Here is a 21,297-nt window from a genome sequence, read left to right as displayed (position 1 = left end):
TATAAAATTAAAATATATCCATCAGATGATGAATACGTTTATATCTATTGATACGATCACTTCGCGAGTAGCCATTCATAGAAAAACAGTACTTTGACAAGTACCGCAGCGCTATCGAGAAGCATCGAATATACAATTTACGTAAAAAAAAAGCTGTTCTGAATTTGCTCAGAACAGCTTCTAAAGTAAGTATAATCTTTTTAAGATTATAAACTTTACAATTATTTAAAAGAGGTTACCCCAAATTTTTTGGCCTCAGCCTTTGCTGCAGGGGCCCACGCTGTAAGATTAGCAATACGTGTATCACTTGATGGGTGGGTACTCATAAATTCTGGTGGTGCTTGCCCTCCACTATTAGCTTTCATACGTTTCCATAACTCTGCTGCTTCATCAGGATTGTAACCGGCAATTGCCATTAATTGTAATCCTATACGGTCTGCTTCGGTTTCATGGCTTCTGCTAAAAGGCAGCATGACTCCAAATTGACTTCCTAAACCAAATGCAGTACCAACAATCTGTTGTGTTTTTTGATCTTTTCCGCTAACTGCAATTGCAGTTGCTGCTCCTGCTACTTGTTGGATTTGACCAGCACTCATTCGTTGCTGACCATGGTTTGCCAATGCATGAGCTACTTCATGACCCATTATTGCAGCCATTCCTGTTTCACTTTTTGCTATTGGTAAAATCCCTGTATACACTACTATTTTACCTCCAGGCATACACCAGGCATTAACATTTTTATCATCTACCAGATTATATTCCCATTTATAATCTTTTAGATATCCCTGGTAACCATTAGCATTTAGCCAACGTTCGGATGCTTTAGCTATTTTTTGACCAACTCTGGTAACCATAACTGCATCAGATGTTCCTTTTACTACCTTATTTTCTCCTAAGAACTGGTTATACTGCTGAAAAGCCATTGGTAATATCTGAGAATTAGGCACTAATGCCAATGTTTGTTTACCAGTAAATGGGTTTGTCGCACAGGACATGAATAATAAAACAGTTCCTAATAGGACTATAGATTTTCGTGTGTTCATATATTAATATTATCTTGAAGTTTCATTTTGTTAAAATTACGAAAATAACAGGCTACCTTCAAAAAACAACGGTTAATATTTATTTCAAAAAATCTATATAATGCTTTATTGCTCGATAAAAGGTAATTACTTAGCTATAATATGAAGTTCTGTAAAACTTTTAGGGACAATTAGCACATTATTTTCGGTATCAAAATGTACACTTTCAAATGAGACCACAACATTATCGATTTCAATTTCATTTATTTTAAACGGAAGCCCTATTAGTTCTATTTGCATAGTTTCATATTCGGTGATATAACTACCGTCTTTATGTTGCTGAATAATAACTTCATTTTCTTTCCCCGTAAAGGAAAAACTTCTAAGACTATATCTTCCTTTGGCATAGTCATAACCATCCTGAGCATCCTCATAAACTTTAGATACTTCTCTATTTCCTAATTTATAATATGCCTCTAGTTTTAATTCTTCTATCTTCTTTTCTCCAACATACTGTTGAACTGGATATTTAGGAATAATTGCTCCTTCTTTAATAAATAAAGGAATGATATCCAGATCGGCGTCTACCCATTTTTCTCTCCCTCCTTTCACATAACTTCTGGTCCAGTAGTTATACCAATTTCCGTTTGGGATATACATTCTTCTACCTTTGGCATTAGGTTCTTGTATTGGACATACGAGAATTTGGTTTCCAAATATAAATTCATCGGTTCTATAATGTGTTTGTAGATCTAATTGATCATATAACACCAGGGATTTTAGCATGGGAATTCCTGCTTCGGCATATTCCCAGAACATGGTATACAAATATGGTAATAGTTGGTAGCGTAATTCTACATATTTTCTGGTTACATCTACAACTTCTTCTCCAAAGGTCCATGGTTCTTGATTACCGTGATCTCCCGAAGAATGTGTACGACAGAAGGGATGAAATACTCCTAGTTGAATCCATCTGGCATATAACTCTCCTGTAGGATGTTCTGCAAAACCACCAATATCACTACCGGTAAAAGACATGCCACTCATACTCATACGCTGTGCCTGGATATTGGCTATCCAAAGATGTTCCCAGGTAGCCACATTATCTCCTGTCCATGAAGAAGTATAACGCTGCGCTCCAGAATATGCAGATCGTGTGATGATAAATGGTCGCTTAGGATATGCAAATCGTTTTACACCCTCATAGGTCGCTCTAGCCATTTGAGTGCCATATATATTATGTGCTTTTCTATGACTACAATAATTACCATCATAACTATGACGTACATCATCTGGAAATGTTTTACCAGGGACTTCCATTACAGCAGGCTCATTCATATCATTCCACACTCCTTTTACCCCTATCTCATCAATAATTTCTTTAAATAACCCAGCCCACCACTCTCTAACTTTGGGATTTGTGAAATCTGGAAAGAAACATTCTCCAGGCCATACTTTTCCTCTCATATAAGGGCCGTCGGCTCTTTTACAGAAATAATCATTTTTCATCGCCTCCTGATATACAGAATATTCGTCGTCAATTTTGATTCCGGGATCAATGATGACTACTGTTTTAAATCCATCTTCTGCCAGTTCGGCTACCATACGTTTTGGATCTGGGAAATATTCTTTATTCCAGGTAAAACACCTGAAACCATCCATGTAATCGATATCAAGATATATGGCATCACAAGGGATCCTGAGCTCTCTGAATTTATGAGTTACTTCTTTTACTTTTTTCTCGGGATAATAACTCCATTTACATTGATGATATCCTAACGCCCATAACGGTGGTAATTCTGGCTTACCGGTTAAATCTGTATATCGTGTAACTACATCTTGCATATTGGGGCCATAGAAGAAATAATAATTCATTTCTCCACCTTGTGCCCAAAAACTAGTTACATTACGTCGCTCATGGCAAAAATCAAAAAAGGTCTTGAATGTATTATCAAAAAATATCCCATAGGCTCTTTCTTCATACATCCCAATATAAAAAGGAACACTTTTATATAATGGATCTTGGTCTTTGCCAAAAGCATATTGGTCGGTTGCCCAGTTTTCTAAACGTTTCCCTTTTAGATTAAGGTGCATGGGTTTATCTCCAAGGCCATAATAACACTCCCCTTGAGGTGCAGACTTACTCATCTTTACAATATTTCCTCCATACTCATAGCTTTGCTCCCAATGAAAACCCCAATCATCTTTACAGATAATATTGCCTTCACTATCATAAATAGTTACATGTATATTTGCTTTAGCAATACAAATGCTAATTTTTGAAGTAGTAATAGTATATTCTATATCCGTCTCATCGACTTTCAGCATACTATACCCCCTGGCACCGGTTTCACTTATAGCATAAGAGAAGTCTTTTTCAAAATTATTATCGGTAGCATATCGAAAACGAATTACACTTCCTCTTAGAATAGTAACTTGTAAAATTACTCCATTTTCTGTGGTAAAATTTAATGTATCTACATGTTGCGAAAAGGAAATGATCTTACCAGGAAACAAATTCCCTTTTTGCTCTAGTTCTGTATTAGTAATCATATTTTTCTTTTTTCGATTAGTTAGGTTTGGGAGACTTCTACTGTTTATATTTTTTTATAGGTACTTATTTATTAATCTTAAATACAACTGCTCCTAAAGGAGGAATATCAACCGCTACAGAATATTTTTGATTGTGCCATTTTTTTGATGCTATAACCAATTCTTTTTTATTTGAAACACCACTACCCCCATATACTTTGGCATCACTATTAAATAGTTGTATCAGTTTTCCTTTATCTGGCAATCCAATACGATAATTTGTCCTTGGTATTGGAGTAAAATTGCAAACAATAATCAAGAGAGTTTCTTTTTCATTTCCTTTTCGCATATAGGCGATAACAGAATTTTCATGATCGTCATAACTTATCCACTCAAACCCCGATGTACTAAACTGTTTTTGATATAATGCAGGGTATTTTCTGTATAGTACATTTAAATCTTTTATTATTTTCTGAATTCCAGAATGATATGTATACTGAAGTATATACCAATCTAAGCTATTCTGAAAATTCCATTCTTCTCGCTGCCCTAGTTCGGCTCCCATAAACAAAAGGTTTACACCTGGATGTGTGAACATATAGGTATATAGCAATCTAAGATTGGCAAACTGCTGCCATTCATCTCCTGGCATTCTTCCAAGTATACTGCTTTTACCGTGAACTACTTCATCATGTGATAATGGAAGCATAAAATTTTCTGTAAATGCATAGGTCATACTAAAGGTAAGATCATTTTGGTGGTGCTTTCTATAAATTGGTTCTTTTGCAAAATACTGTAGTGTATCATGCATCCATCCCATCATCCACTTCATCCCAAAACCTAACCCTCCCAGATATGTAGGCTTAGAAACCATAGGAAACGATGTAGATTCCTCTGCTATGGTTTGCACATCGGGAAAACTACTATATACTTCTTCATTTAATTCTTTCATAAAAGAAATAGCCTCAAGGTTTTCTCTACCGCCATATATATTAGGTTCCCATTCTCCATCCTCACGAGAATAATCCAAAAATAATATAGAAGCTACTGCATCTACACGTAATCCATCAGCATGATATTGATCCAACCAAAAAATAGCATTACTAATCAGAAAGCTTTTTACTTCATTTCTTCCGTAGTTAAATATTAAACTTTTCCAATCTGGATGATACCCTTTTTTTCTATCGGGATGTTCATAGAGGCATGTTCCGTCAAAAAAACCTAATCCATGAGCGTCTTCAGGAAAATGTGATGGTACCCAATCCAGGATAATACCAATATCATTTTGGTGAAGTTTATCTACCAATACTTTAAATTCTTCTGGATACCCAAAACGAGATGTAGGTGCAAAATATCCTGTAAGCTGATATCCCCATGAGGGATCATAAGGATACTCCATCACTGGCATCAATTCTACATGAGTAAATTGCATTTCTTTGACATAAGAAACCAATTCATCAGACAGTTCTATATATGATAAAGATCGATCTTCTTCTATCTTTTTTTTCCAGGAACCTAAATGCACTTCATATACAGAATAGGGAGCATCAAGAGCATTGTGTTCTTTGCGTTTTTTCATCCATGCCGCATCTTCCCAATTATATTTATCATCCCAGACAACAGAAGCCGTTTTTGGAGGATGCTCACACCGCCGGGCATAAGGATCTGCTTTTTCTGTCTTGATATCATTATGATTAGAATGAATTTTATATTTATAGACACTTCCTTTTCCTATACTCGGGATAAAGCCTTCCCATATTCCGGACTCATCCCATCTCACATGTAATTGATGTTTTCCTTCAATCCAATGATTAAAATCTCCAATTACAGAAACAGATTTTGCTGACGGTGCCCAAACGGAAAAATAAGTACCCTCTACTCCATTAATTGTAGTGATATGAGAACCGAATTTTTCGTATAAACGATAGTGTTTACCTGTTTTAAAAAGGTTTATATCAAATTCTGAAAAGAAACTACAAGGAGTTACACTATCCATACACACTATAATTTAAATCCATCAGGGATTACAGTCCCCTTTTTTATAACAACAACTCCTTCTCTTATTACATATGAATCTTGTTCGGTGTCTTCAAGATGAGTTCCTCCATTAATAACAACATCATTTCCTATCCTAGCATCTTTATCGATAATAGTATTAGTAATAGAACATCGATCTCCTACACCGATCGGCGGAATCCCATTATCGCGATCATTTTCTAATTCATTCATATTTTGATAAGTATTACTTCCGATCATATAGGTGTTTTTGATCATTGTATCGTCTCCGATTCTTGAGCGAATACCAATTACTGAGCGTTCTATTTCTTTAGCATTAATAATACAACCTTCGGCAATCATGGATTTGTTTAATTGGGTGCCCGAAATTTTTGAAGGAGGAAGTATACGTGGCCTGGTTAAAACCGAATTTTCATTGTTGAATAAATCGAATTGAGGAATATCATCGGTTAAGTTAATGTTTGCTTCAAAAAAAGCAGGTACATTTCCAATATCTGTCCAATATCCTTCATATTGATATGCCAATACTTTATTTTTTGAAATTGCCTGTGGAATAATTTCTTTTCCGAAGTCAACAGTATCTGGATTTGATAAAATATCAACCAGAAGTTGTTTATTAAATACATAAATCCCCATGGATGCAAGATAATGTCTGTTCTCTTTTTTCATTTCATCACTTACTTCAGACTCCCATCCAGAAAGTTCTTCCAGATCTGGTTTTTCTACAAAAGAAGAGATAAAACTATCCTCATCTGTTTTTAGGATCCCAAACTGAGTGGCTTCTTTAGATTTAACAGGAATAGTTGCGATAGAAATATCGGCTCCCTTATCTACATGCGCATCTAACATCTCATTAAAATCCATTTGATATAACTGATCACCAGATAAGATCAATGCGTATTCGAACTCATGGTTTAATAATTGATACATCGATTGGCGTACTGCATCTGCAGTACCTTGATACCATGTTTTATTATCAGGAGTTTGCTCTGCTGCCAGAATATCAACAAAAGCATCACTAAAATTACTAAAAATGTAAGTGTTCTTAATGTGCCTATTCAAGGATGCAGAGTTAAACTGAGTAAGCACGAACATTCTTTTTATATCACAATGTATACAATTAGAAATAGGAATATCTACTAACCTGTACTTTCCAGCTATAGATACTGCAGGTTTAGATCGTTGATCTGTAAGTGGGGATAATCGGGTTCCCTGACCTCCTCCTAAAATAATGGCAAGAACTTTTTTATTGATCATTTTATGATATTAGTGATTTGTATATGGCAATATATTGATGAGCAGATCGATCCCATGAGTGATCGATTTTCATTACTTGTTTTTGTATATTTCTATATTTTATTTGATCATTATATAGGTTTACTGCACGTTCTATTGCATAGCAAACATCCTGCACTGAGGCATTATCATGACATATCCCAAAACCTTCTTCTCCTACATCAATAACTGTATCCTTAAGTCCACCGATTCTTCTAACTATAGGAATGGTTCCATACCGCAATGCATACATCTGATTAAGGCCGCAAGGCTCTACCCGAGACGGCATTAATAAAAAATCTACTCCTGCATAAATGATATGAGATAACTTTTCATCATACCCTATGTATGCATTATATCTACCGGTAAATTTTTCTTGTAATGCTCGCAATTGCTCTTCTGTTTCGGGATTTCCAGAACCCAAAATCATAATGTTTATATCTGTAGTGCACAGAGATTCTCTAATAATGTCTGGTAGGAGATCTGCTCCTTTTTCTCCTACTAACCGTCCAATAAAGCCAAAAAGAGGTTTATCTATGTCTAAATCATAATGAGTACAGATCCATTTTTTATTTTCGTTTTTGGCAAAAACTACATTAGACTCTTGATAATTGCTAATTACCATTGGATCTGTTTCGGGGTTCCAGGTATGAGTATCAATACCATTAAGGATTCCTATACATTTTTTTCTTTCATGCCTTAAAAGTCCTTCCAGGCCATTTGCGTTATCTTGCAGCTCTTCCATATAACTTGGGGAAACCGTAGTTACTCTCCAAGCACATTTAATTCCTGAAGCCAATGGATTAATACAGTTATCCCAGTCTAGCAGCCCTATTTTCTCTTTATCGAAAGCAGGTAAGTAATGTAATTTATCATATGATAACTGCCCTTGGTATTGTGCATTATGAATAGTTAAGACTGTAGGTGTTTTCTGAAGGTTTACATATGGTTTTGCATGGGTCATCAAAAAAGGAATCAATGCCGTATGATGATCATGACAGTGAACTACATCAGGCATCTCCTCTAAACTTGTTATCCAATCCAAAACTGCTAATTGAAAAGTAATGCATCGCTCTGCATCATCCTCGTAATTATACACATTGGGCCTATCTAATACTCCTTTGATATATACGAGATATGCATTGAATCCAATATCAGGAGATTTTATTTTTTCTATGACATATGGATATCTGAGCTCTCCTAACTGTATTGTGCTTTTGTATATCGTTTTGAGCTTCGAATCCTTGACAAATTGATTATCATAAAATGGAGTTATTACACTAGTAGTAAGCTCCATTTTGTTTTGGTATTTTGGCAAAGCCCCTACAACGTCTGCCAGCCCACCAACTTTGGCAATGGGATAACATTCAAAACTTGTATGAAGAATATTCATGAATAAAACGAACCTATTTTTTTTAACTTGTTTTTATTGATTTAAAAATCATTTAAAACTATGAAAAACCCAATAGATACTGATTGTAATTATCTCAAAAACAAGCAGTGTTAATGATTATTTAATAAAAAAATAACCAAAAAATTTCATTATCAACATTCAGTGAAGAATTCGCAATAGGATGAACTATATTATATCATTTTATGACTAGTTGGTATTAAGATTAGATTCTGTTGAAAAATAGAAATCCTGATATTCTATCTTAGAACTCATCTTTACTTATTTATAGTTCGCAGTGCTTTTTTAAGAATATACTGTGTTTCTTTGGTCGTGGATTCTTTTGCCCATCTGGCGCATATATTTTTCACCCAATCTGGCCTGGTTTTGCTGGCATCATTTAGCCAGTTGCCAACAGAATCCCTAACATATTTAGAAGAATCCGATTTAAGAGGGTCTAGTAATGGAATCCCTTTTTCTGGGTATTCTTTGAGTTCATCTATTTTTTTGGTCCACACTCCTATGGGACGTGTAGTTTCTACAGCATATCGTCTAACATTTTCATCAGTACTAGAAGTCCATTCTGATAAAATATCTATTGCCATATCCAGATTCTCAATAATAGCTTCTTTACAGGCAAATATTGCTACTTCTCTAACTCCAAAGTGTACATCTGCTGCATAAGGAGCAATGACTTTAAGTTTTTTATCAATTTCGCTTTCTCGAAGACCTGCCCAATATGTAGCCCAGCACCGTGGTACATCAGAAGTATGATTAGAAAGGTAATCAATAATACTTTGGTCATTGGTTAGCTGTAGAAATGTCATTCCTATAACTTTGGTATTAGCATTAGCAGAAGGTTTCTTTTGGGCTGACACGGCCTCATAAAAGCTATCATACCAATCCGGCTTTTTTAGATCATCAAGAATCTTTTTTAAGAGTACCAACTGGTCCACAGTAAGCCACTCCATAAGATTTGCAGTTTGGATCAATCCTTTATTTAAATAGGATATAACTTCGGTATCAAGGTCTTTAAAACTTCTAGCTCCTTTTCTATTAAGAATATGTTCTGGAATCATAGTAATGATATGTGTATAATGTACTTTTTCAAATGTAAAAAAATAGTGTATAGGTAAGAAAAGTAAGTTTCTTAACCCCCTTCGTAGAAGAGGGTATTTTAATACTTAAAAAAAGAATTATTCTTCAAATTGATTAAAAGTATCAAAGTGATGCATTTGAACCGATTCGGGTTTAATGATACTAAAAGCCGAAGTGGCTATATCGTTTTTCATAATATCTGTAGCTGCATCTTTGGCAGATTTCATATCACTCCAATACACAATATCTATATATTTTCCATCTCCATTTTTTGCTGTAGTTCTTTCTATAAATCCGTAATATAGTTTTAAAACATCATTTAAAGAAGATAATGCTTTTTCGGCTTCTGTATTTGAATATCCTGGATTTACTTCAAATAATACAACTTCTACTACTTTACTTCTGGTTTTCATTAACAAAGGGTTTTGATTAAGTTTTGTTGCACAATTAAACAATAGGCTTACCATAATTGATTAGGATTAATTGTTTGTAATTTATGATTTTCATCAAAACTAAATCACACCTGTGACAACCCTATGTCAGTAGTATTTTTCTTTTGGAAAAGTTGAATAGCTACACTCTTCAGCTCTTTTTTTGTAATAATCTTCCAGACTAAAATGTTTAGGAGAAAAAAGTTCTTGAGTTTCAATAAGATTAACAATACGATCTGTTCTAAACTCACGGTAATCTTTTCTTAATCTACAATGAGCAATCATAATCCAGGTATTGTTAGTAAAATAAGCTCCAAGTGGTTCAATCAACCTTTTACTATACTCCCCGGATGCTTTGGTGTATTGGATTTCGAGCACTCTAAAATCTGTAATGGCTTGTTGAATGACAGATAAAGAAGTACTTGGGTGAATTGCAGTTCTGTTATACGTAAAAACGCGTTCTTCTAGAATTTTGAGTTTTTCTTTTTGTGTAGTTTTAAGTACTGCAATTACCTTATCTATAGCTTCCTGATATTCATTAATCAGGGATTGGTCATTATTGGTTTTTATAATTTTGGACGCAGTAAGTAGTGCATTTGCCTCTTTTTCGGTAAACATAACTGGTGGTAAAGAGTACCCATCTACCAGATAATATCCTGTACCTGCTTCGGCGCCAATTGGCACTCCTGCATCAGTGAGAGCCTGCATATCTCTATATATGGTACGTAAACTCACATCAAACTTATTCGCGAGTTCTGCTGCCTGAACAACTTTTTTGGATTGTAATTTTACTAATATGGCTGTTAATCGATGTAAACGTTTCATTATTCGGTTTCATGTTCATCAGATGATGATAAAGCATCATCAATCTCACTTAGATCTGTTGTGTTATTAATAAAGTATTCAGTTTCTTCTATACTTTCATTAGGTTCTGCTGTTTCCAATTCTTGAGTTGGATTCATTTTTTTATCTCTTATCATCCCTCCTGTCATAATCAAGCTAGTACCTATAATTACAAATAACAATATTCCCGGTTCGAATCCTTCAATCATAGCTTCTGCGGGGATAGCATAAAATAAAAGTACTGTAATTAACCCCCTTGGTGCAATAAACAATTGGGGTGAAATATCTTTTCCCATAAAAAGGCGTAGCAACCCATATCGTATAACATAAATAGAGATTAATATCAAAAGACTAATCAGAGTAACTTTTAGACTTAACAAGGAAGAAAGCACAATGGTAATTCCGAAAATCACAAAGAACAATGTACGTATCACAAAGGCAGTTTCTGCAGTAATTACGTGCAACTCATGATAGATAGATTTTGCTTTTTCGAGATGAAGGTATCCTCTAAGTTTTCCTTGAAAAAATAATTTCATATTGGCAATAACTAATCCAAAGATCAGAATGATTATTAATGATGATAAGTGCATTTTTTTTCCTAAAGCGTATAATAACAATAGTACTGCGATAAGTAAAAACAGTTTTACCTGGCTTTTGATCTTCTGAAATATCAGAATAATAGCATAACTAGCTACTAACGAAATCACAATCGTAAGAATTAGATTAAGAAAAAAACCACCTACTCCCGAATCTTCTGCTGGATTTAATCTTCCGGTAAGGAAATAAAACAGCATAATTCCCAGAATATCAGAAAATGTACTTTCATAGATATGAAATTCTTTTTTTGCAGTTGGCAGTGATGATACGCTAGGTATAATAATTGCACTGGATAATATAGATAATGGTGTGGCATACAACCATGCAGATTGCATTGTCATTCCTTTTACTAATGCTTTTAAAATCACAGCTGCTATAAATGTAGAGGCTACCAATCCAATTAAAGCAATGGCCATCGATTTAAGAATGGGCATGAGTTTATCACTTTTTAACTCTAACTCCAAGGCTGCCTCGAGAACGATCATAATCAACCCTACAATACCCAGCATTTCCAGCATTGGGAAAAAATCAATAGTATCGCCTCCAAAAGCTTTAAGAATATATTGTATGATAATCCCCAGAACAATTAATAGTAGTACCGCAGGAACATTAGTTTTTTTGGCAACTCCATTAAAGATAAAGGATAAGATGATAATAAGCGAAATTCCTATAATAACATTGTAAGAAGAGAAAATTTCCATAAGGAGGTCTTGGTTGATTATATTTAGATGATCTATAAACGAATGAAAAGATAGTAAATTATTTTAAAGTAAAAGAGTTACTTTTAACTACTTTATAGTTTGATATAAGTATACTCCAGAGGTAGAGGTTTTTACTAAAACATAATACTATAAAATTTACCTATCGTATTCTATTCTAGAAAATATTACCTCCATTGTAAAAGGGATAACCCGATCCCAACAGTAGTTTGTTTATGATTATAATCTATAAGGCTTTCTCCATATCCATGAAATACCTGTGCATGAATCTGTAATAGATCCAGTACTTTAATTGCATAATCCAACTTAATACTACCTCGATTTCTACTTCCTCCTCGTAATGAATGCCTTGCTATTATGCTTACATCATGTCTTCCTCTAGAGAATGCCGATAATAATTCCACTCTTCCTATATAATTTTCTATTCCCGGGTTGTTGTCTTCTATAGGAGTTTCTTGTACACGCCACCATGGTCGTAGTACAATACTTAAAGAAGGGGTTTCCCATCCAACCTGTAAAATAACCCGGTTCCAACTTCTGGATAAGGGATTTGACCTCCCATTACTTTGATGATTAACACCAATCCCTGCAAATACACCATTGAGTCCCCAAATTTTATAAGCTGTAGGAAAGGTTAGCATAAATTCTGGTTCATAATTAGTTTCTCTAAAAGGTCTGGAGATATGTGCACTGTATAGTTGCCATCTAGAAGATTGAGTATAGGCAGCCCATAAATCACCGCCTATCTTTTTACCAAATATGTTTCTTACAGCTCTGGTTTTAAAACTAAGTTGAAATTTTAATTCGGTATTTGAAAAATCAGAAGATTCATCTACAGAATTTATTGGGTTATCACTTATGGGTTGATTATTTATATCACTGGTATAGTTGGCCAGCAAGAAATAGACTGGTTTATATGGTACTATTTTAAAAAGTTTAATAGTATCATTATTGATTAGCCAACGTTGGGATAAATTTCCTCCCGGATCATGGATTATGGTTTGACCCAAACTAAAAGAGTAGGTAAAAACCAATAAAATTAGAGAAATAAATACTTTCACGAATGCAATTTTCTTACTCTTAATACTCAACTATATTGAAAATGATTCCTAATATTCTAAATGAGGTATATATGTAATTTTTAAAATGTAGGATGGGATAAATATACATACTTTTAACAAGTAACTATTTATCAAATAGAGTAAATTATTTGTACACAAAAAAGGATACTCTCTATTCCATATACAATACTTTCTGCTTTAATAAATACATCTTGTACTACGTCTACTTTCTAAAAGTCTAAAGATTAAAAATCAAATCGATAATTCATTTTAAAGGCGACTCCCCAGTTTGTACGAGTGATATCTTTGTTATAATTATCAGAAACAACCAAATATACATATGATAAAGGTTTGTATTCCCATTGTAATCTGCTGTTGATATTAAAATTATCTCGTTGTGTATTGTACTGCACATAGGTTGTCCAGTTTAAACGATTTGAAAAGAAAACTTGCCCCGTAAAACGAGTTAAATGAAAAGTTTCTTTTCCTAACAGATTCAAATCAATTTTATTAATATCATACCTTAATTCTAAATTAGCAAAAGGTAATAACTGATAATTTAAATATGCTCCCACAGCTATTCTTTTTCCGCTATAATAATTCCCTTTTTGCACATTAAAACGGTATCTTAATTTTTGATTATTGGCAGAATTGTATCCAACCTTTAAAATACCAAAACGATACTCATCTGGGGTTAAAGAATTACCATTCCCCAATGGATCAAAACCATATCTTAAATCAACATAATCATATTTAAACACATAATATATAGCTGATAGATTTTTAAAGAATATAGCTGAGTTTAAGAAGTGTGATGACTGATTCAATTTACCATGTTCATCAAAATAGGTATCATTCTTATAATTTAAATAACGAACAGAGTTTAATCTTTTTGATTTTTCATAAAATTTCTCGTACTCTAATCCCGCAGTAGTTTGGGTATACCCTTCTCTTATAACAACATCATTAATAGCATCATAATTATACAATCTAGGTGTAAAACCAACATCTGTTATATAGTTTTTACCTAGATTTTTGATAGAAGCATTCCAGCTTAATCCTCTTTTATTAAACCAAATTGCTGCATTATAAAAATTATTGTCTTTAGAAATCCCATCATTAAAACTCTTTCCATAATTTGCCAAACCAAGCCATTTATTATTATCTGATTTATAATTGAGATTGATTCCTACTACCCGATTATAGTCATTAGTGAATTTAAATTTATCTGTTTGTTGGCGATTGATAAGAAAACCAGTTGCAGTAAATTTTTTTGATAATTGCTGCTCGGCAACCAGGGCTCCAAAATTTTCTGATGCAATTTCGTTTTCTTTATCTGTTTGTACGTCTAAAATTCCAATTCTAGTTTTTGGAGATACATTTCCTGATAATTTTAATCCAAATTGAATATCTGAATTTGCTCCAATACGCCTTGAGTAAAAAGGATTTACTCCATCAACACCAAGATTTGAAAATAGATCTGAATTTTCAAGAAAAAAATTACGTCTTTCTGGAAAAAAAATCGAAAACCGAGTAAGGTTTGTTACCTGTTGGTCAATATCAATCTGCGAAAAATCAGGATTTATTGTCGCATCTAATCGTAAAGAAGAAGTTACATTATATTGCACATCTAAACTTGGTTTAAAAGTAGTTTTTGTATCATCATCCACCACATCATTCTGATAATTTGCGGTAATAGATGGTGTTGTCGTAAAACGTGAAATTGATGTATTAGGCAATGCTTCAACGGTCATTTTTTCTGTAAAACGTAAGTCAAAAAGGCGATAGTTTCGTTTTACATTTTTTAAAATAGTCCAGGAATTCTTTTTAATATCTCTAACATAAAACTGAACTCCGAAAACAGCATTATTCGCATTAAAATTTAGTGCCTTTAATGGAATAGCTATTTCATATTGCTTTTGCTTTCCATTAATAAAAGCTTTGGCTTTCCATACCGTACTCCAGCTTGTACTGAAACTATACCCTTCATTGATACGTTCAACAAGACCATCTATTTGTGTACTGTAACTATTTACTGAAAAATAATATGCACTTTGTTGTTGATTTTGAGTATCCAAAACCATGGCAAATCCATCACTTAACCCTATAGGAACATCTCGTTTTAATGAATTAACTCGTGTTTTTGTTGTAGTATCATTATAAATTAAACTCACATATAAATATTCTCCATCATGAAATAGTTTTACAGAAGTTTGATTTTCTGCTAACCCTTCATCTGTTGGCATATAATTATAAAATCCTGTATGCTCATGAAGTTCATTCCAAATAGGCTCCTCTAACTGACCGTCTATAGTAATTGTAGCATTCTTAAATTGAATTGTTTTTGTTTGCGCCTGAGTATGTAAAGCAGAAAAAAAACAAAGTACTATCAGAAGTATTTTTTTCATATATAAAATTTAAAAATCTATAATCGTGTTGCTGTTTTGCTAATTATTTTCCAATCATCCTTTAGCTTTTTTAATAGAAAAAGATCTATCAATTTTAATTTTCTTTCAGGTATTAAAATTTCGACTTTGGCTGTGGCTATATCACGGTGTATCTCGATAGAAAGAATATTTCCTATTCTTCCATTATAGGCTCCTTTTTTCTTATTCTTAAAAAACCTGAGATAATCTGTTGGAGTTAATCTTTTAAATGTATCTCTTACTGTAAGATATAAAGTTGCATCAGCAGTAAAGGCACTTTCTAGTTTTTTTACATCATTATAAGAACTCCCTTGAATATAATTCTTAAGTGTTTTTTCAATCATTTCCTTTTCTGATAATGAATGGTTTGTTTTGACTATCGCGTTTAAACTATTATAAAAAGGCATATCGTTATTTATAATAGTTTTATCATGGTTAATCATCTTGTTTTGTGATAAAACAATTAAAAAACAAAAAGGGAGCGTGGTAAAAAATAGACGTTTCATGGTTTTGTATCTTAAGTTTGATCAAAACTATGGTTGATATTCATACGGTTTTTAAAAAGTAGACCGAAGAGAAAATTTTGTCGATTAAGGCCTTTTTAGGTTTTGGTCATTGATTTTTGCCTATTTGTAGCTATAAATACTAGCTTGGTAGATAAATAATCTTTATGCGAGTTGTATAAGTTATATTTGCTATTTGGTATATGGAGTCTTTAAAAACATACTTTAATAAATCAGAAATACGACACGTATTGTTCTGGATGGGTATATTCTTGTATTTCACATTATCTGCTAATATTGATAACTATAACAGCTATCTACAAATAGTTGAGTCTTATATAATCTTCATTGCAATACAAATACTGCTGGCATACACTTGTCTATACTATTTGGTTCCAGTTTTTTTGAATAAGGGAAAAACAGGTTTGTTTGCTCTATGGTTGATTATACTATTGGTTTTTATGTACGCCTTGTATATTCTTTATAGAATATACTACTATGACGTTAGGTACTTTGAATATTATAGCCCAATAGTGCAACATTATGCAAAACAATCTTTTTGGGAAAGGCTTTCAAGTTTTTCGGTTTTTTTAAGTAAGAGTATTAAATTTTTAACCCCTACTGCCCTACTTTTAATGTTCAGGTTTTATAAAAACCAACAGAATTATTTAAAACTCAATGAACAGAAAAAAATAGCCGAATTGACTGCTCTGAAAAATCAATTAAATCCGCATTTTTTATTCAATACACTTAATAATTTGTATGCTCTAGCCATAAAAAAATCAGATCAGGCACCAGAAGTGATTGAAAAACTATCCGATATTTTGGATTATATGCTGTATCGCTGTAATAGCAAATTTGTTTCTATCCAAAAAGAAATAGAGTTGATTGAGAATTATATTGCTTTAGAAAAAATACGGTATGGAAATAGAGTTCGTATTTCTTTTAAAAATAGTAGTACAGAGGACTCTAAAATAGCCCCCTTACTGTTATTAACTTTTATTGAAAATGCATTTAAACATGGTGTGAGTCAGGAACTAAAGGAAGCTTTTATTTCAATCACAATTAGCTCAGATAACAATCATATTATTTTTAATATTGAAAATTCTAAATCAACGATATCTGTTGAAAATAAAAATCAGAAGTGTATTGGGTTAAGTAATGTTCAAAAACAATTAGATTTATTATACGGAGAAGATTATTCTTTGGATATTAAGGAAGAAAATGATAAATATTGTGTTCATTTAATTTTGGAAGCTAAATAATGTATAGATGTTTAATAGTAGATGATGAAGAATTGGCTAGAGAGCTAATCGAAACACATTTGAAACAGTTGGATGGTTTTGAATTAGTGGCATCCTGTAATAGTGCCATAGAAGCTAGTAAAGTTTTACAACAACAATCAATTGATTTACTCTTTCTCGATATAGAAATGCCTGTATTAAATGGTACGGATTTTTTTAAAAACCTTATTGTTAAGCCGCATGTAATATTTACCACGGCATATAGAGATTATGCTCTTGACGGGTTTGAATTGAATGCTGTAGATTATCTTTTAAAACCCATAACATTTAGTCGGTTTTTTATGGCAACCGAAAAATTTATCTCATTGCAAAATACACGATCAATCTCAACCGAAGTTGAGAAGACTACCACTACCCAAAAGGATAATTTTATTTTTATACGTGAAGATCGAAAACAAGTGAAAGTCTTTTATGATGATATTTTATATATAGAAAGTGTGAAGGATTACATTAAGATTCATTTATCTAATAAAACTCGACTTATAAAGTATAGCTTAACGGCATTCGAAGATAGATTGGATGAACGATTTATAAGGACGCATCGTTCCTATATCGTAAATCGAGATAAAATTACAGCATATACAAAACAAGATATTGAAATTGATGCTATTGAAATTCCTATCGGAGAAAATTACAAAATGAATATATCTGATTTGTAGTTTTTTTATTCTGCTAAGAGTGCTATTTGAAAATGTTTATTGGTAGTATTAGCTCCCTTGAATCCTCAGTAAAACATATAAATTAACATCCTCAATTTATAAATATATACCACCCGCTCTTGTTTTTTAGTTATTCATAGTACTATATTCGCCATAGGAATAGACTTACACTGATTTAAGTAAGGTTGTGGATATACAAGCTGATAGAGTACGTGTTTATGGTCTAATTTTAATTGGAAAAATAAAAGGAATACAAACAAAATGAAAAAACGTTTTTTAAATTACTCATTAATTACATTACTATTAGTTACGGCCTTTGGTTGCGGTTCAGACTCAGATGATAGCCAAGATCTTAATGAACAAATAGAAGTAATAGACGCCAAGGTTACTTCTTTTTCTACAGAGTATGCCTATGTCAACGATCTAGTATCTATTCTAGGAGAAAATTTTGGTAGTGATATAACCGATACAAAAGTATATCTGGACAATAAAGCAGTTGAGGTTACTATTGTTAACAATACTGCAATAACAATAAAAGTACCTGAGGGGCTTAGTGCGCTTCCAGATTTAAAAATTGAAATTCCAAATACGACTATTTCTTTTAATGATTCGTATAAAAACATAGCTGTATTAGACAATACAAAAAATAAGTGGATAATAATTGATCATGATTATAATTCGATTGAAAGCATAAAGGATTTTAGAGGTGTTGATAAAGAAAAAGTTTATTTTTCGATACAAAATAATTCATCCAATGATGTTTTTGAAGTAACCAAATCGTTTAACGGGGGAGTTAGTATTTCTAATATTAATCAAGATCATAATTTTCTTGATGGAGGATTCTTTTTAAGTTCAAAAGAAAATGAATACTCATTAAGATCATTGGCTTTATACCGTAAAAATAAAGGAGGAGAAAGCAAGTTGCTTAATGATTTTACTCAAAATGGTTCTTGGGGATTAGATTTTTTTGTTGATAATGATGAAACTAATATCATAGTCGCAACATCAGAAGGAAGAATTTATAAATCTACTGATACTGGTAGTACATTTGATAAAGTACATGAAAATGTTCCTTCAAATTTCGAATTCGATACTTTTTTTGCACTTTCTTCAAGTCAGGTTTGGTTAGGAGGATATACATACCCATTCCCTGAAAACAAGTCTTACTATCCTGCTAAGCTATTATACTTAAAAGATGGAAACTGGACTAATAAAGAAATACAAATAGAAAATAAAGCGGGTAATTATGAATATATCAAGAAAATTCATTTTGTAGATGCAACTACAGGGTATGCCATTGCTTATGTTAAGAACCTTAATGGTGATGAAAAATATGTGATTATTAAATCAGAAACAAAAGGAGATACCTGGAGTATTATTCGTGAAAGCAGCTCAAAAGCAGAAGCATTTGCATTTAAAAACAAAGACATTGGTTGGTATATCTCAGGAAAAAATATTTTTAAAACTGTAGACGGAGGAGCATCATGGGAACTTTATTATACTAATGATACAGACTGTAAAGGAGTTTTATACAACGAGGATACACTTTGGGTTATAGCGAATGGAAAGATACTAAAGCATTATTTTTAAATAATTGAAACGTGTATTACGAGCTTACTAAGTTTTAGGGTTTTTCTGCTTTTCGAAATATACTATTGAAATCCCAATCGAAGAAAATTACAAAATGAATATATCTGATTTGTAGCTATATTATATTATTCTAAAAGTGTTATTTGAAAATTGAAATGAGATTAAATCACTTATAAAACACGTATTGTTACGTGTTTTATAAGTGATTATCTTTGAAGAATATGTATTAACTCTGTTTATTATGAATTAATTATTTTGTCATTTTCACTTCTCTTCCATTTAATGGTTGTTCATTTCTATAATTATTTAAAGGCATCAGATCTCTTAAGATTTTTACTTGTCTTAAAGATATTGTGATGGGTTCTTTAAAAATAAACCAATTTACACCTTGAGTACATGGTGGTGTGGTCAATGATCCTACATAGGTATAATATCCTTTATCTTTTGGAAGGTTATAACTAAGATTAAATGGCATTCCTATAGTTTTAGTTTCCCCATTTTTAACAGGTAAATAACTTTCTAAAAATCTGAAAGGAGCACTGGTTTTCCCTTCTTTTGCCATTACAGCAAGAACTAAGTATTCTCCTTTAGAATTAATATGTACCATATGTATTACAATTGGATATCGAATACCATTTATGGTATGTTCTGAAGACTCATGAAAATGAATTTGCTTTAAATTATATTTAGTATCCTTGTACATAAGATAATCTCCTTCTTCAAAATTATATTGAATTGAATGCCCGTTATTAACCACATCATGTATTTTGGTATTAGATACATAATGAATAGCTAAGGGTTTTAAATTAGTATCAACTATTGCATTTAAACTCACAATATTTATAGGGGATTGAAATTTCCCTCCGCAATCTGAATTCTTTTCAATTTCTGCCCAATGTTCTGGACTCGTTTCCCCTACATAACTCCAATGCTTTTTTGCATGATTTGTTGTCGTAATGGTTTTTTCTTTAGTAATTTCTAAAGAGTGTTCCTTTCTAATTTTCTCTTTTGTATTCGTACAAGAAGTTATTACAATTATCGTTGTAATTGCTACTATACATACAGTATTAATATAGATTTTCATTTCTTTTATTTAAATATGAAACTTAAGTGTTGTTTGTAAAATGTGGTTATTCCTAAAATGATTAGTCGTTGTTGATACATAATCATTCATATAACCAAGTCCTATGAATGTATTTTTAAGTATAGGATATGATAACCCAACATAAAACCAGTTTTGATTTAAAGATTTAGGAACAATCCCCGAGTCTGTATTCAACCAAATTTCATCAAAAACAACTCCCTTTACTTTTGTATTATCATACACTGTGAACAAAGGAATCTGAAATGTAAAACGATACCTAAATCGCATTTTAAAATCTGTTTCATTGGTTTTGAAAACATTAGGAGTTACTTCTGTAACCTGATCAATGAAACGTTGTTCAAATCTAAATCGATGTTTAAAATTAGATTTCCCAGACATATGAGATAATGTCACTTGTTCCCAAACATTGTTTTCATTAAAGTTATGTGTGGGCTTATAATTTTTTGCAAAACTATAACCTACTGCAAAATCCAGAGTTTCATTGGATTTATAATGTATAGAAGGTCTAATTAATATTTGTTGCCACTCTTTTAAAAAACTGGTTCTTCTAAAATGTGCTTCATTTTTTATATAAACTTTATTGTTTATAGCGTAATCGACAATTATAGAATTCCAGAAGCTATAACTCTTTTCTGTGGTCAGGTTTTGACCAAATACTGTTATTGGAATAATAAACAGTATGATTTTTATATATTTCACAATATTATTATTAAAATTAAATATCAA

At 32.3% G+C, this 21,297-nt stretch carries 17 protein-coding genes; 3 read left to right on the top strand and 14 right to left on the bottom strand.

Annotation, left to right across the window (positions count from 1 at the left end):
• Positions 1-221: 221 nt before the first annotated feature.
• The 12 genes from Z054_RS0111415 to Z054_RS0111360 all read right to left on the bottom strand — a co-directional run bounded on the left by Z054_RS0111415 (position 222) and on the right by Z054_RS0111360 (position 15,853).
• Positions 222-1,043 carry a M48 family metallopeptidase gene (locus Z054_RS0111415; RefSeq protein WP_024770200.1) on the bottom strand — a complete coding sequence of 274 codons (822 nt, stop codon included), beginning with the start codon at positions 1,041-1,043 and terminating at the stop codon, positions 222-224.
• Positions 1,044-1,169: 126 nt separating this feature from the next.
• The gene (locus Z054_RS0111410) at positions 1,170-3,575 is read right to left on the bottom strand and encodes a glycoside hydrolase family 31 protein (RefSeq protein WP_024770199.1); all 2,406 of its coding nucleotides are present in this window, start codon (positions 3,573-3,575) and stop codon (positions 1,170-1,172) included.
• 64 nt (positions 3,576-3,639) lie between these two features.
• Positions 3,640-5,550 (bottom strand): 1,4-alpha-glucan branching protein GlgB, encoded by a 1,911-nt coding sequence (gene glgB / locus Z054_RS0111405; RefSeq protein ID WP_024770198.1) that lies wholly within the window; start codon positions 5,548-5,550, stop codon positions 3,640-3,642.
• 5 nt (positions 5,551-5,555) lie between these two features.
• A complete protein-coding gene (locus tag Z054_RS0111400) occupies positions 5,556-6,827 on the bottom strand; it encodes a glucose-1-phosphate adenylyltransferase (RefSeq protein ID WP_024770197.1) in 1,272 nt (423 codons plus the stop codon).
• 1 nt (position 6,828) lies between these two features.
• The gene (locus tag Z054_RS0111395) at positions 6,829-8,238 is read right to left on the bottom strand and encodes a glycogen synthase (protein ID WP_024770196.1); all 1,410 of its coding nucleotides are present in this window, start codon (positions 8,236-8,238) and stop codon (positions 6,829-6,831) included.
• Positions 8,239-8,513: 275 nt separating this feature from the next.
• The gene (locus Z054_RS0111390) at positions 8,514-9,314 is read right to left on the bottom strand and encodes a DNA alkylation repair protein (protein ID WP_035091493.1); all 801 of its coding nucleotides are present in this window, start codon (positions 9,312-9,314) and stop codon (positions 8,514-8,516) included.
• Positions 9,315-9,431: 117 nt separating this feature from the next.
• The gene (locus tag Z054_RS28335) at positions 9,432-9,746 is read right to left on the bottom strand and encodes a hypothetical protein (RefSeq protein WP_024770194.1); all 315 of its coding nucleotides are present in this window, start codon (positions 9,744-9,746) and stop codon (positions 9,432-9,434) included.
• Positions 9,747-9,872: 126 nt separating this feature from the next.
• Positions 9,873-10,589 (bottom strand): helix-turn-helix transcriptional regulator, encoded by a 717-nt coding sequence (locus tag Z054_RS28330; RefSeq protein ID WP_051473723.1) that lies wholly within the window; start codon positions 10,587-10,589, stop codon positions 9,873-9,875.
• Entirely contained in the window at positions 10,589-11,905 is a 1,317-nt protein-coding gene (locus Z054_RS0111375) for a cation:proton antiporter domain-containing protein (RefSeq protein ID WP_024770193.1), read from the bottom strand. Before Z054_RS0111375 ends, Z054_RS28330 begins: the two co-directional genes overlap by 1 nt.
• Before the next feature lie 185 nt (positions 11,906-12,090).
• Positions 12,091-12,984, bottom strand: a complete 894-nt coding sequence (locus Z054_RS0111370; protein WP_084050290.1) for a phospholipase A — start codon at positions 12,982-12,984, stop codon at positions 12,091-12,093.
• Positions 12,985-13,229: 245 nt separating this feature from the next.
• Positions 13,230-15,392: a DUF5916 domain-containing protein gene (locus Z054_RS0111365; protein WP_024770191.1), complete on the bottom strand. Its 2,163-nt coding sequence runs from the start codon at positions 15,390-15,392 to the stop codon at positions 13,230-13,232.
• A 17-nt stretch (positions 15,393-15,409) separates the two neighbouring features.
• Positions 15,410-15,853, bottom strand: coding sequence for a nuclear transport factor 2 family protein (locus Z054_RS0111360; RefSeq protein WP_024770190.1), 444 nt, complete (start codon positions 15,851-15,853; stop codon positions 15,410-15,412).
• 761 nt (positions 15,854-16,614) lie between these two features.
• On the opposite strand from Z054_RS0111360, the gene Z054_RS31700 reads away from it, so the two are divergent.
• From Z054_RS31700 to Z054_RS0111345, 3 genes are all read left to right on the top strand, one after another.
• Positions 16,615-17,178, top strand: coding sequence for a sensor histidine kinase (locus tag Z054_RS31700; RefSeq protein WP_161635282.1), 564 nt, complete (start codon positions 16,615-16,617; stop codon positions 17,176-17,178).
• On the top strand, positions 17,178-17,876 hold the full coding sequence (locus Z054_RS0111350; RefSeq protein ID WP_035091487.1) for a LytR/AlgR family response regulator transcription factor: 699 nt from the start codon (positions 17,178-17,180) through the stop codon (positions 17,874-17,876). The genes Z054_RS31700 and Z054_RS0111350 overlap by 1 nt, the downstream gene beginning before the upstream one ends.
• 261 nt (positions 17,877-18,137) lie before the next feature.
• Positions 18,138-19,466 (top strand): IPT/TIG domain-containing protein, encoded by a 1,329-nt coding sequence (locus tag Z054_RS0111345; RefSeq protein ID WP_024770187.1) that lies wholly within the window; start codon positions 18,138-18,140, stop codon positions 19,464-19,466.
• Between the two features lie 250 nt (positions 19,467-19,716).
• Here Z054_RS0111345 and Z054_RS0111340 read toward each other — a convergent pair whose 3' ends face one another.
• Positions 19,717-20,550, bottom strand: a complete 834-nt coding sequence (locus tag Z054_RS0111340) for a carbonic anhydrase (protein ID WP_084050282.1) — start codon at positions 20,548-20,550, stop codon at positions 19,717-19,719.
• Positions 20,551-20,559: 9 nt separating this feature from the next.
• Positions 20,560-21,270, bottom strand: a complete 711-nt coding sequence (locus Z054_RS0111335; protein WP_024770185.1) for a DUF2490 domain-containing protein — start codon at positions 21,268-21,270, stop codon at positions 20,560-20,562.
• Positions 21,271-21,297 lie beyond the last annotated feature (27 nt).

Origin of the sequence: Aquimarina macrocephali JAMB N27 (assembly GCF_000520995.1) — a bacterium.
Classification (GTDB): Bacteria; Bacteroidota; Bacteroidia; order Flavobacteriales; family Flavobacteriaceae; genus Aquimarina; species Aquimarina macrocephali.
Note: the sequence above shows the minus strand (reverse complement) of the source record. Positions and strands in the feature narration are given on the sequence as shown.

What these genes read in the sequence shown, in the direction of transcription:
- Z054_RS0111415 (WP_024770200.1), bottom strand. Translation starts at nt 1,043, where the DNA reads ATGAACACACGAAAATCTATAGTCCTATTAGGAACTGTTTTATTATTC.
- Z054_RS0111410 (WP_024770199.1), bottom strand. Translation starts at nt 3,575, where the DNA reads ATGATTACTAATACAGAACTAGAGCAAAAAGGGAATTTGTTTCCTGGT.
- glgB (WP_024770198.1), bottom strand. Translation starts at nt 5,550, where the DNA reads ATGGATAGTGTAACTCCTTGTAGTTTCTTTTCAGAATTTGATATAAAC.
- Z054_RS0111400 (WP_024770197.1), bottom strand. Translation starts at nt 6,827, where the DNA reads ATGATCAATAAAAAAGTTCTTGCCATTATTTTAGGAGGAGGTCAGGGA.
- Z054_RS0111395 (WP_024770196.1), bottom strand. Translation starts at nt 8,238, where the DNA reads ATGAATATTCTTCATACAAGTTTTGAATGTTATCCCATTGCCAAAGTT.
- Z054_RS0111390 (WP_035091493.1), bottom strand. Translation starts at nt 9,314, where the DNA reads ATGATTCCAGAACATATTCTTAATAGAAAAGGAGCTAGAAGTTTTAAA.
- Z054_RS28335 (WP_024770194.1), bottom strand. Translation starts at nt 9,746, where the DNA reads ATGAAAACCAGAAGTAAAGTAGTAGAAGTTGTATTATTTGAAGTAAAT.
- Z054_RS28330 (WP_051473723.1), bottom strand. Translation starts at nt 10,589, where the DNA reads ATGAAACGTTTACATCGATTAACAGCCATATTAGTAAAATTACAATCC.
- Z054_RS0111375 (WP_024770193.1), bottom strand. Translation starts at nt 11,905, where the DNA reads ATGGAAATTTTCTCTTCTTACAATGTTATTATAGGAATTTCGCTTATT.
- Z054_RS0111365 (WP_024770191.1), bottom strand. Translation starts at nt 15,392, where the DNA reads ATGAAAAAAATACTTCTGATAGTACTTTGTTTTTTTTCTGCTTTACAT.
- Z054_RS0111360 (WP_024770190.1), bottom strand. Translation starts at nt 15,853, where the DNA reads ATGATTAACCATGATAAAACTATTATAAATAACGATATGCCTTTTTAT.
- Z054_RS0111350 (WP_035091487.1), top strand. Translation starts at nt 17,178, where the DNA reads ATGTATAGATGTTTAATAGTAGATGATGAAGAATTGGCTAGAGAGCTA.
- Z054_RS0111345 (WP_024770187.1), top strand. Translation starts at nt 18,138, where the DNA reads ATGAAAAAACGTTTTTTAAATTACTCATTAATTACATTACTATTAGTT.
- Z054_RS0111340 (WP_084050282.1), bottom strand. Translation starts at nt 20,550, where the DNA reads ATGAAAATCTATATTAATACTGTATGTATAGTAGCAATTACAACGATA.